General features: G+C 70.4%; 11 protein-coding genes. 10 read left to right on the top strand and 1 reads right to left on the bottom strand.

What is annotated here, in order from left to right:
• Positions 1-2,064 precede the first annotated feature (2,064 nt).
• From IPN03_11925 to IPN03_11880, 10 genes are all read left to right on the top strand, one after another.
• Positions 2,065-4,413 (top strand): glycosyltransferase, encoded by a 2,349-nt coding sequence (locus IPN03_11925; protein ID MBK9374409.1) that lies wholly within the window; start codon positions 2,065-2,067, stop codon positions 4,411-4,413.
• A gap of 92 nt (positions 4,414-4,505) precedes the next feature.
• Positions 4,506-4,778 carry a hypothetical protein gene (locus IPN03_11920; GenBank protein MBK9374408.1) on the top strand — a complete coding sequence of 91 codons (273 nt, stop codon included), beginning with the start codon at positions 4,506-4,508 and terminating at the stop codon, positions 4,776-4,778.
• Positions 4,664-5,020 carry a glycosyltransferase gene (locus tag IPN03_11915; GenBank protein MBK9374407.1) on the top strand — a complete coding sequence of 119 codons (357 nt, stop codon included), beginning with the start codon at positions 4,664-4,666 and terminating at the stop codon, positions 5,018-5,020. The genes IPN03_11920 and IPN03_11915 overlap by 115 nt, the downstream gene beginning before the upstream one ends.
• 264 nt (positions 5,021-5,284) lie before the next feature.
• On the top strand, positions 5,285-5,605 hold the full coding sequence (locus IPN03_11910; GenBank protein MBK9374406.1) for a glycosyltransferase family 4 protein: 321 nt from the start codon (positions 5,285-5,287) through the stop codon (positions 5,603-5,605).
• A 3-nt stretch (positions 5,606-5,608) separates the two neighbouring features.
• The gene (locus tag IPN03_11905; GenBank protein MBK9374405.1) at positions 5,609-6,223 is read left to right on the top strand and encodes a hypothetical protein; all 615 of its coding nucleotides are present in this window, start codon (positions 5,609-5,611) and stop codon (positions 6,221-6,223) included.
• Between the two features lie 11 nt (positions 6,224-6,234).
• Entirely contained in the window at positions 6,235-7,062 is an 828-nt protein-coding gene (locus IPN03_11900) for a hypothetical protein (protein MBK9374404.1), read from the top strand.
• 351 nt (positions 7,063-7,413) lie between these two features.
• On the top strand, positions 7,414-7,701 hold the full coding sequence (locus IPN03_11895) for a hypothetical protein (GenBank protein ID MBK9374403.1): 288 nt from the start codon (positions 7,414-7,416) through the stop codon (positions 7,699-7,701).
• On the top strand, positions 7,698-8,348 hold the full coding sequence (locus tag IPN03_11890) for a hypothetical protein (protein MBK9374402.1): 651 nt from the start codon (positions 7,698-7,700) through the stop codon (positions 8,346-8,348). Before IPN03_11895 ends, IPN03_11890 begins: the two co-directional genes overlap by 4 nt.
• Positions 8,349-8,364: 16 nt before the next feature.
• Positions 8,365-9,582 (top strand): hypothetical protein, encoded by a 1,218-nt coding sequence (locus IPN03_11885; GenBank protein ID MBK9374401.1) that lies wholly within the window; start codon positions 8,365-8,367, stop codon positions 9,580-9,582.
• Between the two features lie 187 nt (positions 9,583-9,769).
• Entirely contained in the window at positions 9,770-10,672 is a 903-nt protein-coding gene (locus tag IPN03_11880) for a LysR family transcriptional regulator (GenBank protein MBK9374400.1), read from the top strand.
• Between the two features lie 57 nt (positions 10,673-10,729).
• Here IPN03_11880 and IPN03_11875 read toward each other — a convergent pair whose 3' ends face one another.
• Positions 10,730-12,184 carry a class A beta-lactamase-related serine hydrolase gene (locus IPN03_11875; GenBank protein MBK9374399.1) on the bottom strand — a complete coding sequence of 485 codons (1,455 nt, stop codon included), beginning with the start codon at positions 12,182-12,184 and terminating at the stop codon, positions 10,730-10,732.
• Between the last annotated feature and the right edge of the window lie 284 nt (positions 12,185-12,468).

The raw sequence follows: 12,468 nt of genomic DNA, 5'->3' as shown, positions 1-12,468 counted from the left end.
GTGGCACCGACATCCTCGTGCTCGTCGACAAGTTTCCGCCGAGGCCCGCGGAAGCGTTGCCGCGATGAAGGCCGAGATGGAGTCGCGCCTCGTCGAGTCGCGCCGGCAGCTCTCTCGCGTCGGCCGAGGGAACCGGATCTGGAACCTCCGGTTCCCGGGTGGGGAGGCCCTGACCGCCACGGCGGGATCGTCTGTCCGGGACGTCCTGACGCGTCCCAGCAGGCTAACCCAACCTGCAGCGCCTCCTCCTCGTCACGATCATCTTCTTCGGCGGGACGATCGTTCTTCTTCACCGTCTCCGTCCGGGAGCGGCGATAGCGCGCGGCGAGCGACCTGCTGCGGTCGCGACCCTACGGGTCATGGAGAGTCCCGCCCGCCGCGGCGCGACCCCGGTCACGGTCTCGCCCCCTCGTCACCTCTCGCCCGAGGCCCCCCTCGTCGTCTACGACCTCGCCCGGTTTTCCGCGCCGGCGGCAGCATGGGTCGTCACGAGGATGCCCGGTCCCGGACGTCAGCGCACTGTCTGCGTCTCCGCGGCCTCGCTCGCCCTCGCTCCCCTTCACGAGCGCCATGACGGCCCTCCCCGTGACCGACTGCCTTGGTTTGATCCTCCAGACCGTTAAGCTTCGCAGTCCTCCTCGGATTCCCATCTTCACCGGGGCTGCCTCGTCGGGCTCCGCGGTCGGAGACAGAGTGTGGACGCTCCTGTTGCCAGACCCGGCTCCTCGTCGTTCTGCCCGGAGTCGCGCTACTTCCGGCAGCTTCCTCGGGTGGGTCGGGTCATGACCATCCTGAGCGACGGCGCGCCTGGCACCCTCGCGGATCATCCCGATCGCGCGTATCTACCTCGTCGTCTCCGCCCAGTTCCGCACGCTCGCCCGGGCCCGGCCTAGCCTGTTACATGGTCCGGTCGAACGCCGACCTCGTTTATGCGACGTGCAGGAAGGCCCCAGAAGTCTCGGCGATCGCAGCTGCGGCGTTCTCTCCATCCGCGCATTTGGTCTCGGAATCCCGCTTCGGCGGATCCTCGACGCGGTCCTCGCCGTAAAGACACCTTCGGGTCGGTCTCTGACATCGGCCGGTCCCATCTCGGCTTCTTCGTCCTCTGGTCGCGTCCTCGCCTCCCGGCTCCTCCAGTTCCTCATGGCGGAGGAGGTCCTGCCGCGGCTCGACCTCCGGAGAGGAACGGCCGTCGCGATCTGGGACGACCCGTTACCTCGTACTCGCGGGTTCGTCCCGCGTCTGGCGCCGCTTTCGGCATCGACCTGACGACGTTCGCCCCCGCGGGCGCCCTCGGGGTCGGCGTCGGCTTCGGCCTCCAGAACATCGTGAGCAACTTCATCTTCGCTTATCCTCCTTCAGCGTCCTATCGAGGTCGGGGACGCCGTCGACGTCGCCGGCGCAGCGGGGACGTGACGCAGATCGGCATCCGGGCGCGACGGTCCACACGCTCGACGGGCGGACGTCATCGTCCGGTACGCCGACCTGATCTCGAAGGCCGTCACCAACTGACCGGCTCGAACCCAAACCGGCGCTTCGACGTCCCCGTCGGCGTCGCCTACGGCTCGCCTCTCGAGATCACAGCGCAGGCGCTCCTCGCGGCCGCGCGACGGACGCGGGCGTCTCCCGGACCCGCTCCCCGAGGCGTTCTTCCAGTCGTTCGGCGAGAGCCCCCACGGACTGGAGGCTCCGCCTCTGGGTGAAGATGCTGGAAGATTCCCCAAGGTCCTCAGCGAACCTGAAGAGGGCCGTGAGCGAGGAGGCTCGAAAAGGCAGAGATCGAGGTCCCCTTCCCGCAGCGCGACTCCACGTCCGCTCCGTCGCCCCCAGGTACGCGAGGTGCTCGGCGGGAGGGACTTTTCCACCCCTCTCCCCCCTCCCCAGCAGCGCGAGGCGCCGCGCCGAGCTCCCGTTCCTGACAGATCCCGTTCCACCGCCCAGCCCCTTGCCCGCTCCTCCGACCTCCACTTGCCCGCCCCACAAACTCCTGGTCCTCGTGAACCGCCCCCGCGCGCTCTATGCGGCGTTTGATCGCTTTCCGACCCGAAAGGCGCGTCGACGCACATCGCCCGTTTCGCCCGGCGCGTCTTCGCGAGGAGTACGGCGGCGGCCTCCTCTACGTCGTCGGGGACGAGCGGCTCCCCGTCCACCAGGTCGAGGAGGACGTGGAGATCGTCCGCTTCTGTGCGCCTCCCGAACTTCCTCGACCGGGCAGTCGCCTTCGGACAGCACCTCTCGCGTCTTCTCGACGGGGCGGGCGACGACCTCGCAGGTTCGCCACTTCCGAGACCCGTGGTCCGGCGTCCCGATCCTCGAGGGTCCCCACCGGTACGCGACCGTCTTCGAGGTCAACGCCTTCCATCCATCGGAGCTGCCGTACGCCCCTCGATCGCCCCGCGGACCTCGAGAAGATCCGTGCCGCCGAGGGCTTCTGCCTCGACGCCGCCAACCGGATCGTCACCCCTTCCCGGACGACGCGTGGCTTCGTCGCAGCAGGGCGTCCCCTCCTCGAAGATCGACGTCGTGACGAACGGCGCGGACCCCGTCCCACGGCCCCCCGTCCCTTCGAGGCCCCGATGCCTACCTGATCTACTTGCCGCGCTCCAGTCCCCGGGCGGAGAGGGCGTCGACCGCTCCTGCGTGCATTTGCCCGCCTCGCCGACCCGGAAGAGCTCCGGCCTCGTCGTCTGCGGCTCCGGTGCGGTCGCGCCCGGCGCGCTGCCGAGAAGCTGGCGGAGAAGCTCGGGCTGGGTGAACGGGTCCCTGGCGCTGAGGCTCCCGCAGTCGGAGCTCGCGCCGTGGCTCTCGAACGCCCTCCTCTCCGTCACCCTCCGCGCCTGCTCGCGCAACGTGGAACAGGGATGCGCCCCGCTGAAGATCCTCGAGTCGATCGCCGCGGGCGTCCCGGTCGTCGCCTCCGACCTCCCGCCGGTCAGGGAGATCGTCACGGACGGCGTCGAGGGGCGGCTCGTCGCTCCCGACCGGCCCGCCGAGCTCGCCTCGAGCCATCCGCCTCCTCCTCCACTTTCCCGGGCTCCGGGAAGAGATGGCCCGGTCGCGCGGGAGAAGGCCGAACGTGAGCTTTCCTGGGACCGCTCCGTCGCCCCTTCTCAAGGACGTCTACCGCTCGCTGCGGCCCGCCGCAGCGGCATCACCGGTCACGAACCCGACCCCGGAGGACGAGCATGTTCAAGGCTCTCAAGGCGTTCCGGTCGCTCTCGCCTGAGCAGAAGGCGCTTCTGGAGACGAAGCGGGTCTCCGGCGAATGCGAACCCCGGGTCTCATCGACCTCCTGCGGCCGATCGCCGAGTACGACCGGCTGAGCGACAAGGAGCGGATGCCGATGGGCTGCTCCACGGCGGCTCTCTTCGTCCTCTCGCTCGTCCTCCTCGTCGTGGCGGCCAACGTTTCGTTCTTCCTGCTCCCGCTCTCTGTCGCCGCCCTCGGCGGTGCGGTCTTCCTCCTCGTGACCGTCCTCAGACTCCGGAAGCTCGACCTCTCGAACAACTTCCGGCAGGTCGCGATGCCGTCTTCGCCGTCCTCAAGGAGGACATGGAGCCGGGCGCGACGATGAACGTGCGGCTCGACCTCTCGTCCCCGACGGCCAAGGCGAAGAAGACGGGGGACCGGGAAGCCGTACGAGCGAGGCATCTACCACAAGGTCGTCGACACGACGTACGTCGACCCGTGGTTCGGCGGCGGCACCCGCCTCGTCGACGGGAGCCTCCTGCAATGGGACGTGACCGACGAAGTCGTCGAGAGCCAGCGGACGAAGAGGACCGCGAGGAAAATCAAGACGAAGACGAAGTACGAGAAGCGCACGACGATCTCCGTCACCGTCGCCCTCCCGCACAAGGAGTACGCCGTGACGAACCTCCCGGCGGACGAGGGCGAGAAGGTCAAGGTCCGCGAGGCGAAGCGGACGACCTTCCGCCTCGCGAAACGGGTCAAGGCGAAATCGATCGACCCGATCGATCCCCGGGAGATCTTCGACATCATCTCCGAGGCCTACAAGCGCGTCCGGCCGGCGGTCGCGGAGGGGAGCGCGTCATGACGGGTTGCGAGTGCAAGAGCGGGTTCTTCTCCCTCCGCGACTGCGACGGGGCGCCGGCCGGCTCCTGCTCCGGGTGCGGCCGCACGGTCTGCTCCCGGCACCTCTCGCCGGCGAGCGGCTTCTCGCAGTGCCTCGACTGCCACGCGCGCTCTGCGCAGCAGCCCGGCGAGGAGCAAACTCACCCGAAGGGTGCCGCCGAGGACCCCGCCCTCGACGACGAGTGGACCTACGGCGCGCGCCACCGCTTCTATTCCTCCGGCTATCACCCGCTCTACACCGGCTCGCACTACAACCGCTACTACGACAGCTACGACACCCGCTCCTTCGACGAGACGGAGGCCGGCGGAAACCGAGACTGACGACGGCGGCGCGGGGTTCGGGGACAGCTGACGTTGCGGCCGCTCGTCCTCACCGAGAACTACCCGCCCGACCGGGGCGGGATGGCGCAGTCGTGCGACCGGATCGTCCGCTCCTCCGTTCCGCGGGCCTCTCCGTCGACGTCGCACACTTCGGGCGCAAGGAGCACAGGCCCCGGCTGGAGCGGCAGGAGGGGGGTGTCCTTCTCGCGTTCCCCTTCGACGACGACCCGTCGCACGCGATCAACCTCCTCTGGAACGAGGTCTGCCGCCTTCCCGACGCGCCGTCCCACGTCGTCGCGTTCGGAGGGCCACGCCCGTCCTCGCCGGACCTGCCCTCGCGGCATGGCTCAGCGTTCCTCTCGTGACGCTCCTGCGCGGCAACGACTTCGACACGGGCCTCTTCTCGCTCCGGCGCGGGTGGGCGCTGAGGGACGCCCTCGCCCGCTCCGCCGCCGTCGCCACCGTCTCTCGCGACCATCTGCGGAAGGTCTCCGCGCTCTACCCTGCGGCCGACGTCCGCTTCATCCCCAACGGCATCGACCCGGCCGAATGGTCCCTCGTCCTCACGACCTCGAGCGGGCCGCGCGATGGCGGGCCGATCACGTGAGCGAGGGCAAGCGCGTGCTCGGGATGTTCGGCCACCTCAAGCTGAAGAAGGGAGGGGCGTTCTTCCTCGACGCGCTCCGGCGCGCGGGCGTCGACGGACGGCTCCATTTGCTCATCGTCGGCGACGCCGAGCCGGAGATGATCGCGCACCTCTCGTCGATCGCGTCGGCCGTCTCGTGGACGCACGTCCCGTTCGTCGACCGCTTCGAGCTCCTCCCCTATTACGCCGCGTGCGACGCCGTCGTCATCCTCGTTCTACGACGGCATGCCGAACGTCCTCCTCGAAGCCGGGGCGCTCGGCGTCCCGTCCGTCGCCTCGACGGCCGGCGGCATGGCCGACCTCCTCACCGGCGGCGAGAACGGCCTGACGTTCCCTCCCGGCGACGTCCACGAGTGCCGCCGCGCGCTCGTCGAGCTCGCCGGAATGCCCCTCGAGGCGCTGCGCCGCATGGGCGAGCGCCTGCGAGCCACGATCCTCCGCGACTTCCACCACGAGGCCGAGGCCTCGCGGTACGTGAAGCTCCTGACGGAAACCGCCGGCCGCACCCTCCGGCCGGCCACCGCGAACGCGCACACGGAGAGCTGAGCCATGAAGACCCGTCCCACCTTCCTCCTCGCCTTGTCCCTTCTCGTCGCCGCCCTCCCGGCCGCCGCCGTCACGCCCGTTTCCCCACCCGACCCGAACACCGTCGTCGTCCGCTCCTCCGGTGGATCGAAGAGCATCACCGTCGTCGAGAAAGGGAATGCGCTCGAGATCGTCCTTCCGAACGGCGACCGCCTCGTCGGCGACCCCAAGGGCGACAAGCGGAAGTACCGCCGCGCCTCGGGCGGCCCGCAGCTCCTCGAGGTGAAGGCGGGCGACGGCGGCTTCAAGCTCCGGACCACCGACGGCAAGCTCCTCTGGAAGGTCAAGATCGCCGAGGACAAGATCAAGGTCAGCGACAACGAGGAGAACGCGAACCCCTGGTCGCTGAAGACGAAGTACGAGGACAAGGTCAAGGTCGTCGACGCGTCCGACAAGGAGATCGCCGAGGTGCGCTTCTACCCGGACAAGACGAAGGTGAAGGGTGCCGCCGGCGCCAGGCTGTGGGAATGCGCTTCCCCGCGGCGGCGGTCCGCGGCCTTCGGGGTCCTCGCGCTCGACCGGATCCCCGAGGAGCACCGGGCGATCCTGATGGCGGAGATCCTCGCGCGCCGCCGCTGACGCCGGGGCCGATGCTCCTCTACTACGCGATGGGGGGCGGGCTCGGGCACCTGACGCGGGCCCGCGCCTTCCTCCACACCCTCGGCCTCGAAAGGGAGGCGACCCTCTTCACCTCGTCGCGGCTCGCGGGCGACCCGCGGGTCACCGGGGGCCTCCCCGTCGTCCACGTCCCGGCGGAGCTCGACGGCGACCGCGAGGGCCTTCGTGCATTCCTCGAGCGGGCGATCGCGGACCTCGGCGCGAGCCGCCTCGTCGTCGACGCCTTCCCGGCCGGCCTCCTCGGCGAGCTCGCCGAGTGGAGCCTCCCCTCCGGCCTCGCGCTCTGGCACGTCGCCCGTCTCCTCCGCTGGGAGCGGTACTCGGCCGACACCTCCCCTCTTCTCCCCCGATTCGAGAAGACCTTCGTCCTCGAGGAGTTGCACGACGACCATCGGCGCGCGCTCGAGGCGGCCTCGGTCGAAACCCGTCACCTCGACCTCGTCGACCCTCCCTCCACCCCGGCGGAGCCTGTCGGGTACCCCTACGCCCTCGTCGTTCACAGCGGCCCCGACGAGGAGACGAACGACCTCGTCGCCTGCGCGCGGGAGCTTCTTCGGGCCGCCGGCAGCGAGGCACGCATCGTGGTCGCCTCTCCGGAAAGGCCGCGGGACCTTCCGCCGGACGTGTCGTGGCGCAACGCTTTCCCCGCGACGGCTCTCTACGCCGGGGCCGAGCGAATCGTCACGGCGGCCGGCTTCAATGCCGTACGTCAGACGGCGCCGTTTCGCGCGAAGCGCTTCCTCGTCCCCTATCCCCGGCGCTTCGACGACCAGTTCGCCCGCGCGACGCGGCTGAGGTAGTGATTCCTCGCGTACCGGCCTGCCCGGCGCCGCCCGGTCTCCCGGCCGGCGATCCGCTGTAACTTTCTGGCGCCCCGGGTGTCCTAGGAGTCCAGATGCACGCTCTCGAGCTCCAGAATGGCGAACCGTCGGAGTGGAGGGCGGCGTTCTCCGCCCACTCCGGCCCCGTCCTCGGGTTCCTGAAGCGCCGTGTCCCGCCCGAGGAGGCCGAAGACCTCCTCCAGGAGACGTTCCTGAGGGTGATGCGGTCCGGGCCGCCCGAGCGAATCGAGAACCTGCGGTCCTATCTCATGGCGACCGCGAAGCACCTTTCCCTGAACCGGCTCCGTCGCCCACGACCCGTCGAAGCGCCTGCGGGAACCGCTCCCGGCAACCTCGACGGTCTCCCGGCGAAACCGTCCGGGGCCCCACGAGGAAGCGTCGTTCCGCTTCCTCTCGGACGCCCTCACTCGAGCCCTCGCCGACCTCCCGGCCGCCCACAGGAGGGCCTTCGAGCTGGCCGCCCTCGAGGGCTTCTCGTACGAGGAGGTGGCGCGGGCCACCGGCACGACGCTCGCCCAGGTCAAGGTCCACGTCTACCGCGCCCGGCGACGCCTCGTCGACGCCCTGGGCCCCTACCGGGGAGGAAGCCCGACATGATGCCGCTGGCCCCGTCCGAGCGCTGCGACGCTCACGCCCTGGAGATCTCCGCATTCCTCGACGGGGAGCTCCCGTTCCCCGCGTGCCTCCCGGCCGTCGACCACCTCGCCTCCTGCGAGTCGTGCCGCCTGTTCTACGTTGGCACACGACGTCTTTCCGAACGCCTCTTCGCGGCGCCGGCTCCGCCCGCCACAGACGCCGCCTGGGAACGGATCGCCGGCGCAGGGCCCTCCCCTGCCGCGCGTTCCCGGAGGCTCTTCGCCCCGCGATCGCTGAAGGCCCTCGGCCTCGCCGCCGCGGTGGTCCTCGCGGCCGCCCTCGGCGTCGCCCGGTTCCGCGAGCCCTCCCCGACCCCACCGTCCCCGACGACCTCGCCGACCGCCGGGCGCGAGATCGTCGTCGAGGGAGCCCGGGGCCGGATGACCGACGAACGTTTCCTCTCCCTTATCGCCGAGATCCTCTCGGCCGACAGCCGCTACCACCGCGAGACCGAACGGGTCCTGAGGTTCGTCCTCCGCCGGGAGGGCTTCGACGAGCCCGCGGAGCCCCATGCGCCCACGACCGAAGGCCCCGAAGCCGGGGAGGGCGACACCGAGGACGGCGAGCCCGTGCGCGGCGGCCGCACGCCCATCCCGCTCGCTTCCTGAACCGAGGAGACACGCCATGAAGTCCGCCCGAAGCCTCGCCCTCCTCCCCATCCTCTCCCTCGCCTTCGCCGCCGCGCCCGAGCTTCGCGGGTCCGACGCGAAGGGGTACCTCTATGGAAACGTCCTGACGAAGAGCGGGACGAAGTACGAGGGGCGCCTCCGGTGGGGGAACGAGGAGGCGTTCTGGACCGATCACTTCAACGCGACGAAGGACGAGCGACCTCTCGTCGGCGAGATCCCGCGCAAGCACCGGGACTCCAGCGAGCCGATGAGGGTCTTCGGTATCCCCGTCGGCATTCGCTGGTCGGACACGAACCGACAGCTCGTCGTCCGCTTTGGCGACCTGAAGGCGATCGTTCCCTCGGGCGCAGGCGGCGGGACCTTCGTGACGAAGGACGGCGAGGAGGTGCGGTTCGGCGACGGCTCCAACGACGTCGGTGCGCGGATCACGGTCTGGGACGCCTCCCTCGGGGAGGTCCGCGTCCCGTGGGACAAGATCGGTCGCATCGAGTTCAGGCCAGCCCCGGCCGAGCTCACGGGAGTCCCGGCGCGGCTCTTCGGCACCGTGAAGACGGAGGCCGGGACGTTCCGCGGGACCCTGCAGTGGGACAAGGAGGAGTGCCTCGCCACCGACGTCCTCGACGGCAGCTCGGACGACGGGAAGATGAAGGTCGAGATGGGGAAGATCCGCGCGATCGAGCGGGAGGGGTGGCGCGCCTCGAGAGTCTTCCTCAAGGACGGGCGCGACGTCGTCCTCCGCGGGACGAACGACGTCGACGACGACAACCGGGGCCTCTTCGTCGACGACCCGCGCTTCGGCCGCGTCCTCGTCCCGTGGTCCGCATTCGAGAGGGTCGACTTCGAGGACGGCGGCTCGGGCCCCGGCACCGACGAGTTCCCGGCGCTCGGACCGCTCCGCGGAACGGTGACGACGCGCGACGGGAAGACCCACAGGGGAAACGTCGTCTTCGACGTCGACGAGAGCCGCGGGTGGGAGATGCTCGACGGCGACCAGGACGGGATCACGTACAGCATCCCGTTCGCTCAGATCGCCTCGGTCGCCCCCTCGGGCGGACGCCGCACGCGGGTCACGTTCCGCGGCGCGAAGGAGGAGCTCGTCCTCGAGGAGTCCGCGGACGTCACCGAGCGCAACGCGGGGATCTTCGTCCTGGCCGGAGGGAAGAAGACCTACGTCCCGTGGGACGAGGTGGGCCGGATCGACTTCGAGAGGTGAGGCGGGAGCGCGGGCGGCTCCGTCTCCCGGAAGCTGCTCGCGGGGAACCCGGGGCGGCGGACGATGGGTTGGGCGTTCAGTGCACCGTCTCGCTCTTCGAGGCCGAGACCCGCGGGCGAGTCATGCGACGGACCTTCGAAGAAACAGGGCTCATTGTCCTCATTCCTCCAATCGATACAATTCATGGATGGCAGGGCTCGACCTCCAGCAGCTCCGCGCCTTCCACGCCGTCGCCCGGTTCGGCGGCTTCTCGGCCGCGGCCACTCGCCTCCACCTGACGCAGAGCGCGGTCAGCCACGCCGTCGCCAAGCTCGAGCGCTCTGCGAAGGTCCGGCTCCTCGACCGGCGCGGACGGAAGGTCGTCCCGACGCCCGAGGGAGAGATCCTCCGCGAAGCGTGCGAGCGGGTCTTCGCGACGCTCGAGGCCGCCGAGGAGGAGCTCCGGCGCGAGCGGCAGCGCGCCGAGGGGCGGATTCGCCTCGGCGCGACGGTGGAGTTCGGGACGAGCGTTCTGATGCGCCACATCCGGCCGTTCCTCGAGGCGAACCCCGGGATCGAGATGGATTTCGTCCTCTCGCACGACCTCCTGACGCCGCTCCTGCGCGACGACCTCGACCTCGCCATCGACTGCGTCACGCACGCCAGCCCCGACCTCGAGAGGACGCCCCTCTTCCGCGAGGCGTTCATGGTGGCCTGCGCGCCCGACTACCTCGCGGCGCACCGGATCGAGGAGCCGGCCGACCTCGCCCGCTGCGCCGTCCTCTCCATAGACAAGGGGTGCGCCTGGTGGGAGCGCTTCCTCGGCGCCTTCCCGAAGAGCCGCCGCCCCTCCTTCGGCCGCGTCGTCGCCATCAACCACCTCCGCGGCCTCATCACCGCCGCGGCGAGCGGCCTCGGCGTCCTTCTCGCGCCGAGCTACAGCGTCAAGGGAGAGCTCGACCGCGGTGCCCTCGTCCCGCTTTTTCCAACGATCCGTCCCCTCGAGGACCGCTTCGCCCTCTACCAGAAGTCCGGCAAGGCGCGCCTCGCCAAGCACCGCCTCCTGACGAAGTACCTCCAGGAGCTGACGCCGGCGGAGTTCGGGGCGTGAGCTGAGGCACCGGGATCCCAGAACCGCGAGTCCAGGAGCCTCGGCCGTCGCAGCCCGTCAGGGCGCTTTCGTCAGCTTCTCGAGCGCCTCTATGCCGTTGACGTTCTTCGGGTCGAGCTCCACGGAGCGGCGGTAGGCGGCGATCGCTTTCTCCTTCTCGCCGGCGGCGAGAAGGGCCTCGCCGAGGCTGTCCCAGGGGTTGCCGTTCAGCGGGAAGAGCTCGGTGTTCAGCGTGAAGACCTTCACCGCGTCCGCCGCGCGCTTCTCCCCGAGGAGCCGGTATCCCGCCGCGTTGAAGTGGGCTTCCTCGAACGTCCAGGCCGACGGCTCCTTCGCCTTCAGCTGGCGCAGGCGCGCCAGGGCCGCATCGAGCCCCTCGTCGCGGACGAGCTTCGCGAAGAGCCCGTCGGCCGAGGCGGGCGCGAGCGGGGCCTCCGGGTCGAGGAGGTTGTGCCCGAAGTCGTTCCACATCTGCGACGCGTTCGTCAGGACGACGACCGCCCGGCGGGCCTCGAGGTCGAGCCCGAGGTAGGTCCGGAACCCGCCGGTGCCGCCCCAGTGCCAGGTGATCGTCCGCGCGCCGGGTCTCCCGACCATCCAGGCGAGGCCCACCTGCTGGCCCTCCTTCATCGGGACGCGCGGCACGTGCGCCACCCGCATCGCTCCGTGGAGCCGGTCGCCGCCCGGCAACAGGTTCGCCGCCGCGAAGGCGAGCATGTCGGCCGCGGTCGATCGGATCGCGCCTGCGGCGGGCAGAGTCCCGAGGTCCCACATCGGCGCGGGCGCGAACGCGTCGTCGAAGCCCTGGACGGCTCTCTTCTGGAGTGCCGGCGAGAAGCCGACGGACGTCTCCTTCATCCCCAGCGGGCCGAGGAGGCGCTGGGCGACGAGCGTCGCGTACGGCGTGCCCGCCCGCCGTTCGAGCGCGTGGCCGAGAAGGCCGTAGCCGATGTTGGAGTAGAGCCACGACTCGCCCGGGTCCCGCGTCAGTTCGTACGAGGCGAGGAACTCGTAGAGGCGGGCGACGGTGTAGTCGGCGAACGGGTCCTTCGGGTCGGCCGGCCGGAAGTTCGTCGGCATCCGGGGAAGCCCCGACGTGTGAGTGGCCAGCGTCGCGAGGGTGATCGCCTTCCCCCCTCGGTCCGGGACACGCGTCCCTGCGGGAAGGTACTTCGCGACCGGGTCGTCGAGGGCGACCTCGCCGCGCGCGACCATGTCGGCGAGAAGGGTCGCGGTGAAGGTCTTCGTGATCGAGCCGATCTCGAAGAGGGCGTGCTCGTCGAGAGGGACTCCGCTCCCCGAGGTCCCCGCGGCGACAAAACGTCGCGTCCCGCCGGCATCGAGGAGCCCGACCACGACGCCGACGCCCCCGCCGCGCGCGAGGCGCTCGTCGAGCCGGCGCCGGATCTCGTCGTTGCCGGGGAAGAAGGCCTGCCCGAGAGCGGAGGGCGCGAGGAGCAGCGCTCCGAGGATTCCCGCGAGGACCGCCCTGTTCCGCATGCCGTGGCTCATTTCGCCACCTCCCGGAGCGGAGATACGCAGCCCGCGCCCTTCCGGTTCGGAGAGAATGGGGTCAGGTCTTGATTTTCTACTATAGCGATCGCCCGACACCCTCGGGTTCCCCGCCGAGAGTCCGCCGTGGGGAGGGTGCGCCGCCAGGTCGAGGGCCCTTCCGGAGCGGCCGAAGGGAGCCCTTCTCCTCACCGCGCGGGCTCCCCGAGGAGAAGCCACCTGAGATAGGCTCGCAACCGCCCCATCGATCGAGAGGAGCCCGGCCGACGGCGGGGGCCCTGGAA

This window comes from Holophagales bacterium, assembly GCA_016719485.1.
Lineage (GTDB): Bacteria > Acidobacteriota > Thermoanaerobaculia > UBA5066 > UBA5066 > UBA5066.
The sequence above is the reverse complement of the archived record's forward strand: the minus strand, read 5'-3'. Positions and strand labels throughout refer to the sequence as shown.

Coding starts and splice junctions, on each gene's coding strand:
- IPN03_11890 (MBK9374402.1), top strand. CDS start 7,698: ATGATGCCGCTGGCCCCGTCCGAGCGCTGCGACGCTCACGCCCTGGAG.
- IPN03_11910 (MBK9374406.1), top strand. CDS start 5,285: ATGCCGAACGTCCTCCTCGAAGCCGGGGCGCTCGGCGTCCCGTCCGTC.
- IPN03_11905 (MBK9374405.1), top strand. CDS start 5,609: ATGAAGACCCGTCCCACCTTCCTCCTCGCCTTGTCCCTTCTCGTCGCC.
- IPN03_11875 (MBK9374399.1), bottom strand. CDS start 12,184: ATGAGCCACGGCATGCGGAACAGGGCGGTCCTCGCGGGAATCCTCGGA.
- IPN03_11885 (MBK9374401.1), top strand. CDS start 8,365: ATGAAGTCCGCCCGAAGCCTCGCCCTCCTCCCCATCCTCTCCCTCGCC.
- IPN03_11900 (MBK9374404.1), top strand. CDS start 6,235: ATGCTCCTCTACTACGCGATGGGGGGCGGGCTCGGGCACCTGACGCGG.
- IPN03_11880 (MBK9374400.1), top strand. CDS start 9,770: ATGGCAGGGCTCGACCTCCAGCAGCTCCGCGCCTTCCACGCCGTCGCC.